Below are 21,417 nucleotides of genomic sequence, written 5' to 3' on the forward strand. Positions count from 1 at the left end.
GTGGCACATTTAAGTTTCCGGACGGGTCTAAATGCATTAAGACTTCTCCATCGGGTTTTTCGATATTTATAGCTGAAACTGTTGTTTCCATATCAATCTGACCGGGAGTGATATTAACAAAAATATCATCACTATTTTCAGTTTTTATACCTCCCGAATGTGTTCGAGTTATATTACCATCAAAATCAGAGTATTCAGCTTCACCTGCCGAAATATTTGTTCTATCTTCGGCAGAATTTGAAATGGAGTTACCCTCCGAATTCGACTCGTTCAAATTATTATCGCTATCACCGATTATATTGCCATTAGGGGTTGCATTGTTGAAATTCCCTACCATGCTTGCGTGAGAATTTCCACTTGGTGTAATCGTTTTGACATCACCCGTGGTCGGTGATGTTAAAACGATCTTGCCGGGATTAATACTTACACTATCAGCATTTACACTATCAGCAACAACTTCTATTCCACCTGCAAAGACCTCTTTACCTTTATGATAGGATGTCCCGTCCGGTTTAACTTCAAAAATTGGAGCACCTGAAGCATCTTTCATAGAAATTCCGTCAGCGCCTATTTCCATTGTATTGCCATCACCATCCTCAATAGTCAATCCATCAGGACTTAGCTCGGATTCGCCAATCATATTTCCATCTTCATCCTCTCGTCGTGAAGTTGTCCCTTCTGCTGTTGTTGAAGTGGTTGAGACTTCACCGTTATCGGGATTTGTTTTTTTAGATTTGGTACCTTCAGCTGTTGATTCCGTAGAGTTACCATCTTTATCAGTATTTTTTGTCCCTTTAGCAGTAGTTTCGGATGAATTTCCGGCATTATCGGTAGATTTGCTTCCTTTGGCAGTCGTTGTTGTTTCGTTTCCGTTTGGGTCAGTTGTAGTTGTTCCGGTTGGAGATACTGTCGTTTCATTGCCCGATTCATCTTGGAATACACCGTTTCCAACTTGAATAATTGTAGTTTTAATAGAGCCTGATTTAGTCTGTTTAACTTCTTTTCCAGAAATTTCTGTTTTGTTTCCTTCTCCATCCTCAAGAACAATAACATCCGGCATTAAAGATGAAATTCTAATCTGGTTATCAAGTGGTGTATTGTCTTCAATTTTAATATTTGCACCCTCTACTAATCTGACATTGTCACGTAGACCTGCTTCTTTGCCAATACTACGAACAACTGTATTAGGGGCAATCTTTATCCCTGTAACTGCAGAATTGCCCAACTCACTGGTAGTAACCGCTAATGGAGCAATTTTTACCGTAGTCACAGCCAATGGAGCTATTTTATCCGTTGTAACTTTCAATGGACCTATTGAAGGGTCTGGATATATACCTGTCAAATCACCTCCAGCGGGACCACCCATTACCGAAGTAATTGTAATATCATTTATGCTTGGAAAATTATCCGTGATTGTTACATTTGTTCCGGCAACTAATCTTACATCATCAGTTAATTTGCTCGCACTTCCGATGCTTCTCACAACGGTCCCGTTTGCTATCTTCGTATTTATTACAGCACCGGGTGCTATTGAAGGTGACGGGTAATTCCCTGTGAGATCTCCACCGGCAGGTCCTGAAGGTGGTAGTGAAACTGGCGCATTCGTGATTTTAAGCCAATCAACACTTAAAATCTTATCATTTGTAACGGCATCGTCAAGTATCTTTTGTGTTGTTATAGCATTGTCTTCAACGGTACGAGCCATCATACTATAGGGTGATGATGTCAATCTAACTCGAGACATAGGCAAAGCCTCGCCTACCTTGATTTCCAACCAATATGGTTGGTCAAAATCAAGATTCAAGGGATTCATTAGGTCAAGCCCCATTGTTATGTTGAGCATTCCATCGTCAATACTTTCAAGGAATACTTCGGACCATAGTGGAATAATAACGTTTGGATTGTCAGTGTTGAATATTTTCATTGTAATAGTGTAATTACCGTTCAAGGGAGCGCCTAAATCGTCAGTTATTACTCCTTGCCAACTAATTTGACGGGGGATTTGTGACAAGGTTGATGTGGTCATTATTGCTATTGCAATAAATATGGTGAAGAAACAACGTAACATAGCAGACTCCAATTATAATAATTTTTAGTTACTTATAGAGACAAGCAATGTAAACGTAATAAATTAATTTATAAAATACAAATAAAACTTAAATTAAAAGAATTATTTTATCTTAATTATATATCAATAAGTTACGTGTATTTCAAAAGCTCGAAATTGTTAAATCAACATCGTTTATGGGATGTTTGTAGCATAAATATTAATTAAATTGTGAATTAGCATACCTTTAATTAATTATTCTATGAGACTAATTTTAGATTTGCTCCTCCTTCTTGACATTTTTCCACAAATTAGCCATCAAAAATTCAATAATTGAAATTTTAATACAACAATAGTAATGAAGATAAGAAGTAAAAAACTTTGTAGATGAAACAATTTGGTTAAATGATAACTTAATCAATAGTTCAATATTTGTCTTGTTCCAAGCACTTAACAGCGTCTTTGAGCTGTTTGATGACTTCATCTTTTAGCTTTTTGGGCTCAATATCTGCTATTGCATTGCACCATCGTGACAACCACGAGATGAAATCGGGCGAAATCGGAACCATCATTTCTATATTTAGATTGCCAGAATTGCTTTTACTGACATTTTGCGAAATGTGGATATGGCGATTCTCGAAATATTTGACAAATGCCTTTTTGATTACGATTTTTACCATTTCTACATCACCATCTATGACAGCAAACCTTTCAGTTCTGAATTTGTCATAGTCAAATTTGGGCTCAGTTTTCCTTATGTTATAAATTTCTTCGATTGATTTGATGTTTTGGATAGCGAAATTGGTTGACCTTTTGTGTGCAGGATTATAAGCTATAAGATAGATTGTTCCCAAATAGGTATATAAAAATTGAGGGAAAATCGTATAATCTTTGACCATATCGTCAGTCAAGCGTTCGTATTTAATCTTAATCCAATTTTTCTCGTTAATGTGCTTGATGCAAAGTCTTAAGATTTCATGCTTGTTCGAGTAATCGTAAGCACCGATGTTTTGGTCCCCATAGAAAGGGTCTTCAAGAAAAACTGAGCCGGGCACCATAGATTCTAACTTATTCGCCAATTCGTTCAAATCTTTTTCAATTGTCGTGCCTCGAAAAGTGCTGATATACGCTTTCAAAATATAGAAAGAAATCATTTCGCTCTCGCGAATATTTTTGGGACTGAAATCAATGTTGGAAAGTTTCTTAAGTTTCCACAACGTTACCTTGCCTGATTTACGTTTATCCAAATACCCGTCATCAAGCAACACCTTCAAATCTCGTTGGATACTCCGAATCGAAACCTCTTTACAATCTTCAATCAAATGGTCGAAAATTTCAGTAGAAGTCATATTATTATTTGATGACAAAAGTCTCAATATTCGTAGAATTCGCCTTACTTGTTGGCTACTATCCAAAATTTTCTTGCTCATAATCACATCCGATTTAATCATAGCACTTTGAAAAAGCAAAAATACAGATATTTGCGAATAAATAAACAGTTAATATAAGAAAGCACGAAAAAATGCTGAACAAATGAAATTGTTGTCGAATTTGCTTATTTTAGTAAGATGTTCAAAATATGATTTGAGAAAAATGTCTTTCAAAAATAAAATTGCAGATTCAAACTCAGCTTTGCTCACACCTGTGAAGTTGCTTTATTACCGATTTTTCAACAAATACTACCAAGTAAATGATATAATTTCCCGTAGCCAAATTACCGATGACGGCAGTCTGAAAGTGACGCTGAAAAGCGGCATAATCTTAGAATCTCCCCCATCGCAGATTCCGGCTGAAATCAACTTCACCGAGCGCTACAACTACGGCACAAAATCAAAAATGGACAAAATCCTTGACGTCAATAAATATTACTTCCTATACGAAATACTCAGCGAACTCTTCATCCACAGCGAGTACTTCACCTATTTCGACATCAACGAAGGCGACACCGTAATAGATGCCGGAGCAAACATCGGCGGATTCACTGTCCAAGCAGCAAAAAAAGTCGGCTCTACAGGTAAAGTAATCGCAATCGAACCCGACGAGCAAAACCGCATCACACTCCAGCGAAATCTCGACAACAACAATCTGCAAAATGTCGAAATCATACCATTAGCGCTATGGTCTGAAAAATGCACAAAAGAATTCCACATCAGCAATCGACCGGGCGAGCACACCTTGATTGACTATGACAACGAATTATTCACCAACAAGCAAGTAGTCACAATCCACTGCGAAACATTAGACGAAATCATCCAACGACAAGGCTACGACAATGTCAGCTACCTAAAAATGGACATCGAAGGCGCCGAAATAGAAGCCATCAAAGGAGCGACAAAATTTCTCACTACCCAATCACCCAAACTACTCATCGAAGCCCTCCACGAAGTCAATGGCGAAGCCGCATTCAAATCCATAGTCCCACCCCTTCAATCCCTCGGCTACAAATTATTGAGAGAGGTGGATGATATTCGAGGTACCATTTTCGCTCAAAAGTAATTTCTATTTCACAATTAAAAGCTTTTCAGTCTTTAAATTCCAAGGCGTTATTAATTTAATAATATATAAACCTTGATTCAAACTTGAACAATCAATCGTCATGTTTGTTTCGATATGTTCGCGATTATGTTTGCTCCATTGATGCTTATATACTGATATACCTACCAAATCAAGAATCTCCAACTCAAATTCGCCTTCTTCACTTGAACCAATCTGTAAATTTACAGAAGAATTTGTAGGATTTTCATTTATCGTCATATAAGTTGGTATGTACATTTGAATCGGTCGTATTTGAGGAGCACAAACATCAGTTTTAATACTACCTGGTGTGCTGGTATATTCATTTCCGCTATTTGATTCAAATTCTATGATCTCAATAGAGTCGTAAGTTTTATTACCAAGAAGAACTAATCCGCACAAATGGTTTATTACTGTAGGATAATCATAAAGCAAAACATCAAAATCTTCAATTTCAATAATAAATTTGTCTCCGGATTCTTTTATAGAAACAATATTGCCCGATACAATGTGGTCAGGCTTAAATAGTGTTTTGTTTAATGATAGAACCAATCTATACGAAACAGGTAGACCCGGAATATCACAATTAATATTACCCATAATTGGGATACACAACTCTTCACCGATTATTACAACAGTATCAGGAACAATAATATGAACTATAGGTGGTTTTACAATGAGTCTCAAATCAACATTAAATGATTTTGTGCAAGGTTCATCAATTTTTATAAGCAAATTAGCAGCAAAGGTATCCAAAGTAGGCGGTAAAGAGTTTATTAACAGCTTTAGCGATTCACCGGGTTTAATTCTTTGCCCGATAAGCAAATCAGCATTTGACTTAAAAATCGCAGTATCGCCTTCAATTAAGATTTCACTTATTCTAAGCGTTTCTTTTCCTTTGTTTACAACATCCAATAAACTTTCAACAACTTCACCATAACAAGCGGCATAAATTTCAATCAAATCAGGTATATCAAATTCTAAATCAAAATCTGTAATTGTAATTTCGGCTATTGAAAGACAACCATTTTTATCATAAGCCGAAAGTGTATATTTACCGGAACCTACAGTCTCTATTGATTGTGTAGTATCTCCTGTTGACCATTTAAAATTGTTAAATCCTTCAGTTGCTGTAAGCAAAACGGAGCCATCACAAAAGTAATCTGAGCTGACAATTATTTCTAAGACTTCAGGAATTACATAAAAAACATTGATTGTGTCATATGATACACATCCGGTCTCAATATCTGTGATTTCAACTATATATTCAATATCAGACGGACTGTTACAAATAGGATTCCCAATGAATGGATTATCAAGAAAATCTTCAGGAATCCATTTAAATTTCAGTCTGCTATTTTTTCCATTTTCATTACCCAATTGTACTGAACTACCTTGACAGATTGTGTAATTAGTACCCAAATCAATTATTTCAGAATCCAGAATCAAACAACTTATTTCAATTTCATATGAAGCTGGACAAGGATAATCTATTTCTATAAGTATTTTCGCTGTAATCATTCCAACTTGAATAGCTCTTATTTTGAATATTAAATGACCAGATTCATTAATAGTTAGAACAGAATCCTCAAAACTTATTTTTTCGGGTGTAATCAAATCGCTACCAATGAGTTTGATAATTTTAACTTTGACATTAACATTTCCTATGTTTTTAATTTCAATTGACTTTTCACTATCATTACCAAAGCATATTGGTTCAAACTCAATAAAAGTAGGGATGACCAATTTAATATTGGCATTGATTATTTCAATTGAAGCTGTTGTCAAACATCCATTAGAATCAATGGCACTTACTGTATAAACACCGGCTTCATTCACTTGAATTACCTGAGTTGAATCACCATTGGACCAAACATAACCCGGGAATCCATCGGAAGCTCTTAAAGTTACTGAATTATCACAAATCACTAAGCTGGAAGCTTCGATTGATATTGGTTCAGGCTCATGAACAAAAACATTGATAGTATCATAAGCTAAACATCCACTGGTTTTGTGTCTGACTATAACAGTATATTTCGTATCAACAATAGCATTACATATTGGGTTTCCAATATTTGGATTATTCAAATATTCAGCCGGACTCCAACTATATATCCAATCAGGATTTTTCCCGTTAATTCCACCAAGGGTTATTGATTCATCGGGACATTTGATTATATCTTCACCGGCTTCATAAACAGGTAAATCGTATATAGAGAATTTAATTCCAATTTCGAATTCAACTTTACATGGAGTTTCAAAGAATAATGTCACTTTTTCAGAATAAGAACCTTCTTTTCGAGCTTTTATATGAATTTTGATTGGATGAGAAAAATTCTTAACAATTTCCTTGTCTAACAAACCGGTATAATCAAGCTCAAAGAAACCATTTTTCTTGTCATATTCCACCGCTGAGATAAGAATTGGCAAGTTACCTAAATTGGTTAAATTTATTGTTGTGTCTTTTTCATCTCCTACACACATAATACCCAAATCAATCGTTTCAGGTAAATCAAGTTCGAGTTCTAGGATTATTTTTATTGAATCTACACTTATACACCCATTCTTATCTCGAGCCTGTACTATATATACACCTTGTTTTGTGATTTGAATAACGCTCTCTTTAGCACCATTTGACCATTTATAGTCTGTAAAACCTTCTGATGCCGTTAATGTCACAGGGTCATTGCAAATTGTTAAGCTACTCGCAGTAATATCAATATTTTCCGGAATGTTAACAACTACATCTATAGTATCGTATGTTGTGCAACCATCATCCAAATTTTTAACTTGAATAAAATATGTAATGTTTTCTCGCGCATCACATCGTGGATTACCGACAAATGAATTATCTAAATATAATGGTGGATGCCAAACGTATTGTAATTCAGGTCTTTTCCAGTTTTCATTACCAAGAACAATAGTCTCACCTAAACATATTGAAACATCTTCTCCCAATTCGAAATTTTCAGGAATTTTAATAACGACATCAATTGTATCGTAGGACATACAACCGGTTTCCAAATTTTCAACTTGAATATAATATCTTATGTTTTCATGTGCATGACACTTTGGATTTCCTGCATAAGGATTATCTAAATATAAATTTGGATGCCATACAAATCGTAATTCACGTCTTTTTCCGTTTTCATTTCCAAGTACAACAGTATCTCCAAAACAAATTTCGATATCATCTGCCACATCCAAATTTTCCGTCATTTTAATAACGACATTAATTGTATCGTAAGACATACAACCGGTTTCCAAATTTTCAGCTTGAATATAATATGTTATGTTTTCTCGAGCATGACATTTTGGGTTTCCTACATATGGATTATCTAAATATAAATTTGGAGACCATATGAATCGTAAATCACTTCTTTTTCCGTTTTCATTACCAAGTACAACAGTATCGCCGATACATATTTCAATATCATCTGCTAAATTTATTTCTTCCACACAAACGGAATCCAAAACAAAAGCTAAATCATCAATTGCTATATCATTTCCTTTTGAGAAAGTTGATAAATTGTATATTTCAATGAGAGCTTTTGAATCTGAATTTGAATTCCATTTCGATTCAAAGTAAGACCAAGTACAAGATGCTTTACCAATATGAAAATCAGGTTCGAGTGCTTTTCCATTAATTTTAATCTGGAAATCGGAATCATCATAATATACAAGTTTTGTAGCCCACATCGAAAATTTATATACTGAGGACTTCTTAACATCAACTTCCTGCGACCATACTAATTTGTTGGGTACTGTATATGAATCGAAAAACATCATCAACTTTGCTGAGTCTTGAGTATGATCTTTGCATGGTGCAAAGCCGGGGTGTATTAACTGCGGGTTCGTCCCAATTGTATAATATCCTGGTCCAAATGGTATTCCGGTGCTATATGTATAATCGGTATTAAAACCGACATTACCTAAGCTAAAATCTCCGTTATAAATTAGATTTTCTTCCGAAAGCAATAAGACAGTTGACACAAACCATAAAAATATTATGAGCTTTGATGAAATTTTAGCTTTCATAATTGCACCTTATGAGTCTTGTAAGAAATTTTTTGTAAATATACAAAAATCAATTGATTTAACAACAAAATAATAAAAGATTCTTAAAAAAGTCATTGAATAATATTTTAAGACATCAAGTTAGATTGAAAAATGCAAAATGAAACACAAAACTATTTGAAAGAGGAACTTAAGAATTTTTGGAATTCACAGACTTGTGGGACTGCTACAATTGACAAAGAGAAATTTACTTTAGAATACTTTGAAGACATTGAGGAGCATAGATACGACTTACAACCTGAAATTTTCAATTTCGCCCAATTTACTCGATTTCATAATAAACGATTACTTGAAGTCGGTGTCGGAGCTGGTACTGATTTTCTCCAATGGGTTAGAGCCGGAGCAGAATGTTACGGTATTGATTTAACCCCTGAAGCAATTGAACATGTCCAAAGAAGATTAGAATTATATGAATTGACATGTAAAGATTTAAGAGTTGCTGATGCAGAAAACCTACCGTATGTTGACAATTATTTTGATATTGTTTATAGTTGGGGCGTGATTCACCACTCCCCAAATACAATCAAAGCTTTGGAAGAGATTATAAGAGTTCTCAAACCCGGCGGAAAAGCAAAAATCATGATTTACAATCGTAAATCACTTCTCGCTTTTTTCTTTTGGTTCAAACATGCCTTACTAAAACTTAGACCTTGGAAATCAATATCTTGGGTCTTGTGGAATCATATGGAAAGTATAGGGACAAAAGGATATACAATCAAAGAATTCCAAAAGATTTTGGAAAACTACAATCTTTCGGTATCCAAAGTATCTACAATTTTCACATACTATGACAAATTAGCAAGATTCAATGTCATATTCAGGAAAATTTCCAAAATCATCTCAGCTCTTCTCGGAAAAGAAAAGATTGGCTGGTTCCTTACAATAACCTTTACTAAAGGTTCATAGTTCCGGCATTTACAATGTCATTATGATTTCACCTTGGAATATAAAGACGGAGAAAGTGATGTTAGTTAAATAGTGGGTACTGAACATAAAATTAAGAGAAAGATTGATTGATAGTCAATCTTTTTCTTTTTTTTGGTTATGCTGATGTCCACATGCGAAGAATTACTATTTTTGAATTATGTATCAATGGGGATGTGCAAAATGATTGAATTTCGGGATTATAAGATTGCCGGACGCGACGTTTTGGCTGTGGATGGCAGAATTGACGGCGTTACTTCGTCGGAGCTCGCAAATAAATTGTCGCAAATTATTGCTTCGGGTGAACGCATTATTGTGATGGATTGCGGTGGGGTGAATTTTGTGAGTTCTGCGGGCTTACGGGTCTTGCTTGTAAGCCAGCAAAAGCTCGCAGGAGCGGGCGGTATGATGGTGATGTATCGGATGAACGACAGCATCTTTAAAATCTTCAAGATGAGCGGTTTTGACCGGGTTTTCAAGATTGTGGCGACTGAGGCGAAGCTTCTCCCCTTGATTTCGACCCAAAAAGTTGAGTCCGAACTTGTCAGCTCTACTCGTGACGGAATTAAGTATGAATATCAGCAATTTGACGTTCCGAGCGGAAAGTTTGCAAATTTCACGAATAACGATAAAATTAGAAATTCCGCAATTACTGCGGCTGATGTTAGGTCTTTATCGCCGAAAGAAATTCAATATGGTGTTGGCAATGCTGCTTTGGGCGATAATTTTGAAGATTATAAAAATTATTTCGGCGAGGCTCTTGTACTCCAAAACTCACTTTTCTACTATCCTGCAGTGAATCGCCCTGCGGTTGATTTTATGCAATTTGACCCTGTTGCTGATGATATTAAATACAACTTTGCTGACGGATTCTCGTTTTCAGGTGATTTTTATGCAAAGCTTTCTTTCGATGCCACGACTGATGGTGCTGATTTTGAAGAAATTTTAGCCGGAGTTAGCGAACTTACGGGATTGAAATCATTTGGAATCGTTTTTTTGGCTGAAAGTAAAGGAATTCGTGGAATAAGCATCAAAAAAGTTCCGACGAACGAGAACAAACCTGCAAATTCGCAAGATATTTTCCATCCTGATAATTTTTCCAATTGGTTCAATTACCCAATCGAAGCTGAGGATGTGAACTTGATTGCTGCAGGAGTGGGGATTTATGCTGATAAGGGAAGTCAGTTTTTCAATAAAAATTCGTCCGCTTTCCCGGCTGAGCTAAACTATCACTTGCATATCGGAATTTTTGATAGAGATGTTTTGAGCTATAAGATTCACTTTTTCGACGATGAGCTCAAAAAAGTGCAACAAGAATTGAATCCGCTCCGACTTAAACATTTGTTGGGCAAATCGCGTTTCAGCTTTGGTTGTTTGGGTATAATTAAGTTGGAGGCATAAAAATGGAACTATGGATAGGTGCGATTAATTTAGGGTTGATTTACGGATTTATGACAATTGGGATTTACCTGACGTACAAATTTCTCGATTTCCCTGATATAACCGTGGACGGAAGTTTTACTTTCGGCGCTGCAATTACATCAGTGTTAATTGTAGGCGGAACAAATCCTGTGATTGCACTGATAATAGCCTCGTTTGGAGGTATGTTGGCAGGTTCGGTCACGGGGATTATTCATACAAAAATGCGAGTGAACGGGCTGCTTTCGGGTATTTTGGTGATGATTGGGCTTTATTCAATCAATTTGCATATCATGGGACGAAGCAACGTGCCACTGTTGAACAGCCCGAGCTTTACAAATATCTTGGACAGCTTCAATCCCGGAATAGGCATTGAATTTTGGTTAGCAATATGTATGATAGTTATTGTTGGGCTCTTTTCGATTAAAGTTGCATTATTTTTCAAATCCGATTTGGGAATGTCATTAATTGCTACGGGAAACAACCCAATAATGAGTTCAGCACTGGGCGTGAATGTTGATTCGATGAAAATATTCGGGATTGCACTTTCAAATGGTATGATTGCATTTTCGGGTGGTATGATAGCCCAGTATCAGGGTTTTGCAGATATTGGAATGGGCATCGGTATGATTATAAACGGGCTGGCAGCTGTGATTATTGGCGAATCAATTTTCAAATCAAGGTCAATTTTTGTGAAAATTGCAAGCGCTGTTGTTGGTTCGATTATTTTCAGATTGATGATTGCCCTTGCCCTATTTGCAGGAATGAATCCAATTGATTTGAAATTGCTGACTTCACTATTTGTACTCGGCACTTTATTTATCGGGCTGAAACTTGCGAAAAATGATAAAAATCGCAAGAAACCCATGAGCATAAAATTAAACAAAAAAGTTGTTTATGTTGTAGTAATATCAATTCTTGGTATGCTGACTATATATGGTTTGAACAAATTGTTCGATTCGCAAAAGGTTAGTTCGGATATTAAGCATGTAGTCGGAATTGTCCAAATTGACAGCAACCCGATTTTAGATATGACTAAGGAAGGCTTTTTGGAGGAAATGAAAAAGCTCGGATATGAGGACGGTAATAATATTGAATTCAAAATTCAAGATGCAAATGGCGATTTGGCTACACTAAATTCGATTATTGATAATTTTATAATGAGCGAAGTGTGTTTGATTTTAACAATTTCCACTCCGGCGACACAAGTGGCAATCAACAAAGTGAAAGATATTCCGGTAGTGTTTGCGACTGTGGCGAATCCATTCATTATCAATGCCGGCACATCGGATTCGAACCATTTGCCAAATGTCACAGGCGTTTATGGATGGGCGCCAATGGATAAAACTCTCGAATTAGTTAGAGAAATCTTCCCTCGCGAATTGAAAATCGGCACTATTTGGAACGCCGGACAGGCAAACTCAGAATTCAATGTGGACAATCTTAAGCATGAATTAACGAAATATCCCGATATGAGCTTCGAAGGAGCAACAATCACTTCTACTTCTGAAGTTCGCGAAGCTGCCACATCATTGGTTCAGAAAAAAATTGATGCTTTTGTTTTGGTACCCGAAAATACTGTATTTGCTGCATTTGATGCAGTAGCAAAAGTTGCCGAGATGAACAAAATCCCGATTTTCATAAATGACGTTGAAAGGCTTAACGATGGGGCATTAGCTGCTTTGGGATATGATTACAAATCAAGTGGTCAAGATGCTGCTCACATTGTTAATCGTGTGCTAAATGGCGAAAAACCTGCTGATATACCATTCAGCCGATACACAAAACTAACTTTCGGATTGAACAATGAGGTTGCCGAAAAGTTAAAAATCACTTTTTCCGATGAATTGAAATTCAAAGCAAATAAATTTGTCGGAAAGAAAGATGTCAAAAAAATGATGAAAATCGGCATGGTTCAATTCGCAATGGAGCCGAATGTTGAACTTGCAAAAGAAGGTTTCATCAAAGCTCTGAACAGCAACGGCTTTTTCGATGGCGTTAATGTTGAAATAATTTATCGAAATGCCAACGCCGATTTTTCGATGATAAATTCGATTATGCAAGATTTGATTTCACGCGAAGTTGATATTATCGTGCCCTTGTCAACTCCTGTAGTGCAAGCAGCTGTACAAATGGTAGGAAATAGAGCCAAACCGGTTGTGGTGTTTACTTACATATACGACCCATACAAAATCGGAGCTGCAAAATCTCCAACTGACCACCTGCCGAATTTCACGGGTTATGCGTGCTTCCCTCCTATCGAACGAATGTTGGATTTAATTAAGGAAATGCTGCCAAACCGTACAAAATTGGGCTTAGTCTGGAATTCGTCCGAAGCAAATTCGGAATCTGTCGTTAGTAAGATTAGGCAATATGCACCTAAGATTGGACTTGAAGTGATTGAATCAACCGTGACTAATCCATCAGAGGTTTTAGATGCATCAAATGCTTTGGTGAATAAAGGTGCTCAAATATTTATGAATGGCGGCGACAATACATTGAATGTAAGTTATGACAGCTTTGTAAAAGTGGCTGAAGCTAAGAACATTCCGGTATTTTCGGTTGATGCTGAATTCATTACTAATAAAACTATTGCGATATTGGGACCTAATTATCACCGAACAGGTTTTGACGGAGGAACCTACGCAGTCAGAGTTTTGAATGGTGAAAGTCCGGCAAAAATGCCAATTATGCAAACGACTATGACGAGTTTCTTCTTGAATTTGGATGTTGCTGAAAAATTGGGTATTAAACTGAACGATGCTTTGATAAATCGTGCCGAAATGGTCATAAAGGATTCGAAGGAGATAAAAAAATGATACAAATCAAGGATTTTCATAAAGTTTTTAATCGTGGCACAATAAACGAAGTTTATGCCCTGAAAAACATCAATCTCGAAGTTGAAGATGGTGATTTCATAACTATTATCGGCACCAATGGCTCAGGGAAATCAACTTTGTTGAATGCTATTTCCGGGACTTTTATCGGCGATGAAGGCAGTGTAAAAATCGCAGATGTTGATGTCACTTTTATGCCCGAACATAGCAGAGCGAAACATATCGCACGTGTTTTTCAGAATCCATTTTCCGGCACAGCTCCCGGAATGAGCATTGCCGAGAATTTGCATTTGGCAGCTTTGCGAGGGAAAACGAGAATGCCAATTTTGGGACTTGGTACATCAAAATTGGACGAATACAAGGCTATCGTTAAAGATTTGGAAATGCAATTGGAAGACAGGTTGGATAATTTCATCGGTTCGCTTTCGGGTGGTCAAAGGCAAGCAATAACTTTGCTGATGGCTGTGATGACAAAGCCGAACGTGCTTTTATTGGACGAACATACCGCTGCATTAGACCCAAAATCCGCATCATTGATTATCAATTTGACTAAGAAATTTGTCGAACAGTATAACCTCACTACGGTCATGGTTACTCATTCGATGCAACAAGCATTAGCTTTAGGCAATAAAACGATTATGATGTATCGTGGTGAAATTATCGAATCATTATCTATGAAAGATAAGCAAAACCTTACAGCTGACGATTTGTTGGATAAATTTGCCGAACTCAGAAAAAATGAAAAACTCAATCCGGAAATTATAATGGAATTCAGCAAGGAATATTAATTTGCAGCACAAAAAAAACTCATCCTTTGAAAATTCAAGGGATGAGTTTTTTTATTTAGAAAGCATTTATTTTTTGGTGATGCCGGCTTTAAAATATTCGACAGCTTGTTGAACTACATCCAAAGTAGGTTTGATGGATACATCTTGCTGTGTAGCAGTTTGCATCCAAATATCGGGAGATAATCTGCCCAATGAGCACATGCGTTCAACTTCGGAACCGAAATTTTTGTCCTTGATGTATTGTTCGATTTGGAATTCAATCAAATGCCCGACAGGGTAAGCCGATAAATACAGAGGATAGCTAATCATGTGTGAATAAATTGCCAAGATTGGTGAATCTTTATGTCCGAAAACATCAGCAAAATACTCGTTCCAAACTTCTTTTGCAATTCTTGTGACTGCTTCGCGAAGTTCGGCAGGTGTGGCATTTGGATTTGCATACAGCCATTTCCATGTTGCAATATCAACCAACGATACACCCATAATTTCGTATGATGACCAATAAATATCAAGAGCATGAACATATTGCTTTTCGGCACTTGTATTTTTGATGCCGAGTACGTCCAAATCACGTTGTTGGAACATAAATGCCATCGCTTCGGTAAATGCAGTATTCGGGACACCACTCATCATATAGTAATCTATGTTGTAGAGCGAAAATGTTTGTTCAACGTTGTGACCAAGCTCGTGCATAGCAATATTGTAACCCTTGTAATTCATGCCATCTGCACCAACTCTGGTACGCAATCTTGCTTTTTCGCCTCTCATTTGTGCACCCCAAGCATGACCTGCACCACGAGAGGCATCAACATCAATTTTGGTTGACAAAAATACTGCTTTATCTTTCGAAAATCCAAGTTTAGTTAGTATGCTCGGGAAATCTTTCCAAAATGTTTCTGCATTTGGATATTTAGTTTTGGTCATTTTGTCAAGCCCGCCTTCGGAAATCGAACTGCGCGCTTTGAATCCGTCATACCAAATATCAAATGGCATCAAATCTCTGCCTAATCTTGATTTGATAATCTCGGCAATGTCTTTTTTTAGTGGAGAGCTGATGAAATCTTTAAACATTTGTTCAATTCTCTCTACAGGCATTTCCATGCCTTGGTCGAAAGCCCTTTCGATATAAGTTGGGTAATGAGGTGAATACTCGTCCATTTCCTTAGTTATATTGAAATTTTCTAATAGCATTGCGTATCTTGTGTCGGGCTCACGTTCGGCAGTGATTTCATTACCGTTTTCAAATACTTTGTTCGCAACCGGGTCCCAATTGTACTTGTCGCTATTGACTACAACTTGAGGAATTTCTTGATTGATAATTCTAAGCATGATGCTGTAAATCATGTTTTGTTTATCAATACCTTCGGGGTTGGAATAGTTAGATTTGAGTTCGTCGCGAAGATTCCAATGCGAAATCAACTTCATCTCTTTCGGGAAGCTGACTTTACCGCTTGGGTCAAGCAAATTGCCCATGAAAATGTTGTATTCTGTGATATATTGACCTGATTTAGTCGAAATTTCAGAAGCTTTAAGAGATATTTCTCCCGGTACTCTCGAACTGATGATGTCGCCAACTCTTGCATAAGCCCATTGTTTGCGATTCCAATTTTTACCAAGATTGTTTTTTTCTTCAAGTGTATAATAAGGGAAATTAAGAGCTATAAAAAAAGCAATTTTATTCGAGAACAAATCATCGGCAGTATGTGCCGCAGGATTATAAGCTCCAAAAAGCATTTGAAGCTTGTTAATAGGTCCCATTTCTACATGCAATGGAAATTTGAAGTCCAAAATCATTTTGTTGAAATGACCACTCATAGATTCTTGATTATCATTAATCGTGACAAAGATATTCTCTAACTCTACAGAGTCACTTACGAAATTCTCATTGCAGAAATTTTTGAAATCATCAGCAGTACCGTCAGAATCTCTCCAAAAGACTGCAACTTGCTTGACACCGCGTTCAATTCGGAAAGCGTGTTCTTCCGAAAATTTAGCTTTTAGTTCAGATGTAATTTGGTTGACCAATTCATCTGAGACTATTGGTCCACCGGTTGCCGGTTTTGTTTCTACAAACATATCTTCCTTCTCACATGATACTAAAACAACAAAAAGTGCTAAAATCATAGCAATCTTAAACATTGAAACTCCAAATTAGTAAAACAAAGTTTTCAAAAATACAGAAAAGCGGTTTCAAATAAAAACCGCTTTAAACGATAACACAATTTTATTATGCTTTAAGCTTCGGTGAAAAGGTGTACAACATCCTGAGGTGATAGATTAGCTTGAGCTTTGAACGCTTGAGCTTTGAAAAAAGGAGTGTTTACATATCCTAAAACAATGCGCGCTTCTTCGATTGATTCAATAGGTTGGTTTTCGGCTTTGTCCAAAGGCATACTATTGTCCAATTGAATACTATTCTCCAGCTTATTCAAGGCAGAGTTAATAGTTTCGTTATACCAATCAGCATTTTTGCCGGAAATTGACAAAGTGTCCCCAATTTTTTTATTAATTGTGTTTACCTCATCTTTGCTCAGTTCAATAGGACTGAAAGGCTCGAATGGCGAATTTCCAATAGATGATATTTTCATTATTTTTCCCTTTTATTCATTTTTTTTCAGAAAAAAATTTGATTTTCAAGTTTTTTTTCATATTTTACATAAAGTATTGGACAAAATATATACCAATTGTTTAAAATATATAAATTAGAGGAGTATGTATGAGATTTTCTTTACAAATAATATTGATTCTTATCGCATCTTTCTTCTTGGCTTGCCAACCCAAGCCTAAGTTTTTGTCGCCGCTTGAAATACAGAATGAGAAAGAAAAAGTCCAAAAAGTTATAGTCGATTTCCATACGGCTCTCGAGGATAAAAATTTTGGAAAACTTGTTGAAACCTTAGCAGACGAAGTTATCTTTTTTGGAACTGATTCTTCAGAAATCATCAAAACTTTTGCTGATTTCAAAATGGCGATAGACCAGCAATGGAAAGATTATGATCATATTGATTACGGAGAATTACGCGACGTATCAATACAGATGGACGATAATGCTACTTTGGCTTCCATTATTTATGGAACCAATGCTGTAATCACCAAAGGTGGAGTTGATGTAGAATATTACTTACGAATTGCACGTATTTTGAGAAAGAAAGATGACAGATGGTTGATTGTTAGTGGCATTGTGGGAATTGTTCGTACTGATGACGAAGCTCGGAGAGATTACGAACAAAGTAGTTCACAGGCACCAAGTAACCAAAATACGCAACAACAAAATGAACAAAAAAATCAAATGCCTCCGGTTTCAAAAGAATAGAGGTATCATAGATTTATTAAAAAATAAGCCCTTCAAATTTTGAGGGGCTTATTATATTTGTACTTGTCAGAACAATCTTTATAAATTTAGATTTTAAAAATTTGATTGAAATGGGAAAGTTAATAGATTATTATCAAAAGCTGGATTTGAAGCGATTTATACTATATGTGTGTATTTTTTCTTTTTTGATAAGAGTTGCATTTGTATTGTCCAAAGGTGACTTTGAAGACCCTGAAATGTGGGAGCATGGAGATACAGCCAGATATATGTTGGCTGGGCACGGTTATACGATGCATTGGCCCTATCGAGCTATTGACGAAGCAAGGCATGAATTAAAACAAGACCCACCACCTTATGTTGGTTCTTTCATGCCGCCCTTGAATCCCTATTTCATCTACCTCAATTTTAAGGTCCTTGGTGATAACACGAAAGCTTATACATCGCTAATGCTTTTTAATGTCTTGTTTGGCACTATTGCAGTGTATTTATCATTCCTGATTGCCCGATTACTTTTCAATGACGATACGGCGAAATTTGCTGCAATTTTAGCGGCAATTTTCTTACCTGCAATTGTAGGTACTGTTACATTTAGTGGTTCTCAGTTGTATCAGATGTTGGCATTGGCAGCAATATATTACTTAATCAAATATATCAAATTCTCAAAGTCCCATGATATTTTGATTGCCGGATTGCTATGCGGCTTACAGACCCTCGTTCGGAGCGAGTTTTTTGCATTATCATTTGCTTTAATATTCGGCGCTGTACTTGCAAATTACTTAAGGACAGCTAACAAAAAGTCTATTTTCAATCTGATTCTTGCTTTTGTTGCATTTGCTGCTGTAGTTGGTCCTTGGACATATCGAAATTATCAATTGTACGATAAATTCATACCTGTTGTGACTCATCCTTGGCACGAAATATGGCGGGGGAACAATATTTTCGCAAGTGGAGGCGCCAGAAACGCTGATGGAAGGCATGTATGGCTCGATGGTCATAATGATTACTCAGTTGCTCATAGATTGGACAGTTTACCGCTTGATACAAGATTTGAAATTGCAGCTGATTCGATTTTCCGAGATGAAACTATTCATTACTGGAAAAACAATCCTGAAAAAGCTATCCTTAATTCATTGCTTCGAGTGGTTTCGCTTTGGGCGATTGATTATACTTCTCCCGAAATTCATAATCCTATCTATTTTTTCTACGTCTTTATTATCACAATTCCGGCTCTTTATGCATTCGCTTACTCAATTAGAAAAGATGGACTTCTTAGAAATCCGATTCTTGTTTTTTTGTTGTTTGCACTATTTTACACAGTTCTAATCTTAACTGTGAATTTTATCATCCGCTATCAAATTTACTTTCTGACTGTTTTGCTTCCGGTATCTTCTTACGGAATCTATTTGATTTCTCAAAAATTAATTGAAAAATACAAACTCAAAAAGCAAATAACAAATTAGTCATCCCATCCCCAGAGAGATTCCGGAGCAGGCACTTCCTTAGTCAAATCAAACAAAACTCTGAAATGGCGGTCTGTGCCAATCCGCCTCAATGAATAAGCAAAATGATTGTTTGGGAGAAGCTCCACCATCCAAACATTGAATGCCGCAAAATCAAACATATCCAAAGTCTCTTGGTCAGCTATGAACATTTGGAGCGTGTCTCTACCGGCGTTACTCGTCATTCCACCGTAGAAATTTGTATCGTCTTCAGTGCCGTCTTCGTGGCGATGGTCATGTTTGAGCTGGAGCCTATCTCCAATTTTGGTAAAAATCCATGTCCGAGATTTATCATCGCCTACTACGAACGGAACCTTGATTTCATTTTCACTACATTTTCTAACGTTCATAATCAACACTTTACCGGCTACATCCGGGTCCGATGCCGAATCTGAATCCAATCTGCCTTCAAAAGATTTTCCGCACATGGCACTTAAATTGTCCCAAAATACTTGCGTTGGCGGCAATAAATTCAAGTCTTCATCTTCGATAATTTCGTCTTCGCCATTATTGAAATCCGAATTACAAGACATCAGAATCAACAGTATCATAATTGAAATAAACGTTTTCATATAGATTTATCCATTAATTTGAATCAAAATTTCTTCTGTTTTTTCAAGAATTATTTCAGCGCATTTCAGCTTAGACATTGTCGGAAATGTAAACAATTGCTTGGATTTTGTGATAATCGTAATAGTATTATCATCTCCCCCGAAACCACTATTGGTTTTGTTAGCTGAATTCACTACAATCATATCGCAATTCTTTCTTGCGAGTTTTTCCTTGCCATATTCGATTTCATTTTCAGATTCTAAAGCAAAGCCGACCAAAATTTGCTTGTCAGATTTGTGTTGACCGACATAAGCCAAAATATCAATCGTAGGTTTCAGTTCAATATTTAGAGAATCCATCGAAGTCTTTTTGATTTTGCCCTGATAAGGAGCTTTAGGTGTGAAATCTGCAACAGCAGCAGACATAATTATAATATCTTGCGTTTGGTAGCTCTCAGAAACAGCCTCATACATATTTTGAGCAGATTCAACATTTATTCGTTTGATTGAATCTGAGCAATCCAAATGGACAGGACCGCTTACTAATGTTACATCATATCCATTTTGGTTGAACACTTCAGCCAATGCAAATCCCATTTTGCCCGATGAAAAGTTTGAAATGTAACGAACATCGTCAATTCTTTCCAAAGTTGGTCCTGCCGTAATCAGAACTTTAGGCTTTTTCATCATTTCTTTTCTTCATTTTTTCTAAATCCATTTCGGCATTCCACTTATCTTTTTCGATTGCATCTTGCAAAGTTTCAAGCGGCTTATTAATCAACTCGGCAGTGTCATCATCGGTATCGGAAATGTTTTGCCCCTTTTTATACACATCATCTACAACTGTATATCTGGTACGATTTCGAAAATATTCTAAAGCATATGAAGTAAAATTAACAACATCCTCAATATCAGGAAATCTGCCCGGACCGACAAATCCACTCGATAAATCGCCATCAACCGGTGGCAAAATGAGTGCACCATCTGACTGAATTAGCTTTACTGACCTTTGGGTTGCAGGATGAAGCCACATTGTCGAATCCATAGCAGGTGACACAATGAGCGGGATTTCAGGAGGTAAAGCGGTCGCAACGGATATAAGAGGTGAATCACAAATCGCATTTGCTAATTTGCCGAGTGTAGTTGCCGAACACGGTGCAATTAGCATTATATCGCAAGAATGAGCTAATTCTATGTGCCAAGCACCCGAAGTCTGAGAGCTCTCATCGAACATATTTATTATTACATCATTTCTACTAAGATTGGCAAGTGTCAGCGGTGAAACGAACTCCTTTGCCGATTGGGTCATCAAAACAGTGACATCTGCCCCACTTTTGACAAATTCACGTACTAACAAGGGAGCTTTATAAGCAGCGATTGAACCGGTAATACCGAGTAGGATTTTTTTCTTATTTAGATTGTTTGTCATTTTATACTCAATTAATGTA

At 36.6% G+C, this 21,417-nt stretch carries 15 protein-coding genes; 7 read left to right on the forward strand and 8 right to left on the reverse strand.

All coding sequences use genetic code 11. The features are described 5' to 3' along the window. Together M9949_03460 and M9949_03465 are read right to left on the reverse strand one after the other, a co-directional pair. Window positions 1-2,068 (reverse strand): hypothetical protein (locus M9949_03460; GenBank protein ID MCO5250462.1); only part of this gene is annotated, 2,068 nt, incomplete at its 3' end. Window positions 2,069-2,472: 404 nt separating this feature from the next. Further along, the gene (locus tag M9949_03465) at window positions 2,473-3,477 is read right to left on the reverse strand and encodes a WYL domain-containing protein (GenBank protein ID MCO5250463.1); all 1,005 of its coding nucleotides are present in this window, start codon (window positions 3,475-3,477) and stop codon (window positions 2,473-2,475) included. A 163-nt stretch (window positions 3,478-3,640) separates the two neighbouring features. On the opposite strand from M9949_03465, the gene M9949_03470 reads away from it, so the two are divergent. Then, a complete protein-coding gene (locus M9949_03470; protein MCO5250464.1) occupies window positions 3,641-4,543 on the forward strand; it encodes an FkbM family methyltransferase in 903 nt (300 codons plus the stop codon). 3 nt (window positions 4,544-4,546) lie between these two features. Here M9949_03470 and M9949_03475 read toward each other — a convergent pair whose 3' ends face one another. After that, the gene (locus M9949_03475; GenBank protein ID MCO5250465.1) at window positions 4,547-8,599 is read right to left on the reverse strand and encodes a T9SS type A sorting domain-containing protein; all 4,053 of its coding nucleotides are present in this window, start codon (window positions 8,597-8,599) and stop codon (window positions 4,547-4,549) included. A 132-nt stretch (window positions 8,600-8,731) separates the two neighbouring features. On the opposite strand from M9949_03475, the gene M9949_03480 reads away from it, so the two are divergent. The 4 genes from M9949_03480 to M9949_03495 all read left to right on the forward strand — a co-directional run bounded on the left by M9949_03480 (window position 8,732) and on the right by M9949_03495 (window position 14,606). Next, on the forward strand, window positions 8,732-9,544 hold the full coding sequence (locus tag M9949_03480) for a class I SAM-dependent methyltransferase (GenBank protein MCO5250466.1): 813 nt from the start codon (window positions 8,732-8,734) through the stop codon (window positions 9,542-9,544). A gap of 201 nt (window positions 9,545-9,745) precedes the next feature. After that, a complete protein-coding gene (locus tag M9949_03485; GenBank protein ID MCO5250467.1) occupies window positions 9,746-10,963 on the forward strand; it encodes an STAS domain-containing protein in 1,218 nt (405 codons plus the stop codon). Between the two features lie 2 nt (window positions 10,964-10,965). Continuing rightward, a complete protein-coding gene (locus M9949_03490; protein ID MCO5250468.1) occupies window positions 10,966-13,800 on the forward strand; it encodes a hypothetical protein in 2,835 nt (944 codons plus the stop codon). Then, window positions 13,797-14,606: an ATP-binding cassette domain-containing protein gene (locus M9949_03495; protein ID MCO5250469.1), complete on the forward strand. Its 810-nt coding sequence runs from the start codon at window positions 13,797-13,799 to the stop codon at window positions 14,604-14,606. Before M9949_03490 ends, M9949_03495 begins: the two co-directional genes overlap by 4 nt. Before the next feature lie 66 nt (window positions 14,607-14,672). On the opposite strand, the gene M9949_03500 is transcribed toward M9949_03495, so the two are convergent. Then, entirely contained in the window at window positions 14,673-16,745 is a 2,073-nt protein-coding gene (locus M9949_03500) for a hypothetical protein (protein ID MCO5250470.1), read from the reverse strand. A 95-nt stretch (window positions 16,746-16,840) separates the two neighbouring features. Continuing rightward, the gene (locus M9949_03505) at window positions 16,841-17,194 is read right to left on the reverse strand and encodes a hypothetical protein (protein MCO5250471.1); all 354 of its coding nucleotides are present in this window, start codon (window positions 17,192-17,194) and stop codon (window positions 16,841-16,843) included. A 128-nt stretch (window positions 17,195-17,322) separates the two neighbouring features. Between M9949_03505 and M9949_03510 the strand changes: the two genes are divergently transcribed. After that, complete coding sequence (locus tag M9949_03510) at window positions 17,323-17,919, forward strand: nuclear transport factor 2 family protein (GenBank protein ID MCO5250472.1); 597 nt, start codon at window positions 17,323-17,325, stop codon at window positions 17,917-17,919. A gap of 110 nt (window positions 17,920-18,029) precedes the next feature. Continuing rightward, the gene (locus M9949_03515; protein ID MCO5250473.1) at window positions 18,030-19,379 is read left to right on the forward strand and encodes a glycosyltransferase family 39 protein; all 1,350 of its coding nucleotides are present in this window, start codon (window positions 18,030-18,032) and stop codon (window positions 19,377-19,379) included. Here M9949_03515 and M9949_03520 read toward each other — a convergent pair. From M9949_03520 to M9949_03530, 3 genes are read right to left on the reverse strand one after another with little or no spacing between them, the layout of a single operon-like run. Further along, complete coding sequence (locus tag M9949_03520) at window positions 19,376-19,990, reverse strand: hypothetical protein (GenBank protein MCO5250474.1); 615 nt, start codon at window positions 19,988-19,990, stop codon at window positions 19,376-19,378. The genes M9949_03515 and M9949_03520 overlap by 4 nt on opposite strands. 6 nt (window positions 19,991-19,996) lie before the next feature. Continuing rightward, window positions 19,997-20,659 carry a phosphopantothenoylcysteine decarboxylase gene (locus tag M9949_03525; GenBank protein ID MCO5250475.1) on the reverse strand — a complete coding sequence of 221 codons (663 nt, stop codon included), beginning with the start codon at window positions 20,657-20,659 and terminating at the stop codon, window positions 19,997-19,999. Beyond that, window positions 20,643-21,398 carry a hypothetical protein gene (locus M9949_03530; protein MCO5250476.1) on the reverse strand — a complete coding sequence of 252 codons (756 nt, stop codon included), beginning with the start codon at window positions 21,396-21,398 and terminating at the stop codon, window positions 20,643-20,645. The genes M9949_03525 and M9949_03530 overlap by 17 nt, the downstream gene beginning before the upstream one ends. Window positions 21,399-21,417: the final 19 nt, after the last annotated feature.

Source organism: Candidatus Kapaibacterium sp., from assembly GCA_023957315.1.
In the GTDB taxonomy this organism is placed as follows: Bacteria; Bacteroidota; Ignavibacteria; order Kapaibacteriales; family UBA2268; genus PGYU01.

Coding starts and splice junctions, on each gene's coding strand:
- M9949_03495 (MCO5250469.1), top strand. CDS start 13,797: ATGATACAAATCAAGGATTTTCATAAAGTTTTTAATCGTGGCACAATA.
- M9949_03470 (MCO5250464.1), top strand. CDS start 3,641: ATGTCTTTCAAAAATAAAATTGCAGATTCAAACTCAGCTTTGCTCACA.
- M9949_03480 (MCO5250466.1), top strand. CDS start 8,732: ATGCAAAATGAAACACAAAACTATTTGAAAGAGGAACTTAAGAATTTT.
- M9949_03505 (MCO5250471.1), bottom strand. CDS start 17,194: ATGAAAATATCATCTATTGGAAATTCGCCATTCGAGCCTTTCAGTCCT.
- M9949_03515 (MCO5250473.1), top strand. CDS start 18,030: ATGGGAAAGTTAATAGATTATTATCAAAAGCTGGATTTGAAGCGATTT.
- M9949_03520 (MCO5250474.1), bottom strand. CDS start 19,990: ATGAAAACGTTTATTTCAATTATGATACTGTTGATTCTGATGTCTTGT.
- M9949_03465 (MCO5250463.1), bottom strand. CDS start 3,477: ATGAGCAAGAAAATTTTGGATAGTAGCCAACAAGTAAGGCGAATTCTA.
- M9949_03485 (MCO5250467.1), top strand. CDS start 9,746: ATGATTGAATTTCGGGATTATAAGATTGCCGGACGCGACGTTTTGGCT.
- M9949_03490 (MCO5250468.1), top strand. CDS start 10,966: ATGGAACTATGGATAGGTGCGATTAATTTAGGGTTGATTTACGGATTT.
- M9949_03500 (MCO5250470.1), bottom strand. CDS start 16,745: ATGTTTAAGATTGCTATGATTTTAGCACTTTTTGTTGTTTTAGTATCA.
- M9949_03525 (MCO5250475.1), bottom strand. CDS start 20,659: ATGATGAAAAAGCCTAAAGTTCTGATTACGGCAGGACCAACTTTGGAA.
- M9949_03510 (MCO5250472.1), top strand. CDS start 17,323: ATGAGATTTTCTTTACAAATAATATTGATTCTTATCGCATCTTTCTTC.
- M9949_03530 (MCO5250476.1), bottom strand. CDS start 21,398: ATGACAAACAATCTAAATAAGAAAAAAATCCTACTCGGTATTACCGGT.
- M9949_03475 (MCO5250465.1), bottom strand. CDS start 8,599: ATGAAAGCTAAAATTTCATCAAAGCTCATAATATTTTTATGGTTTGTG.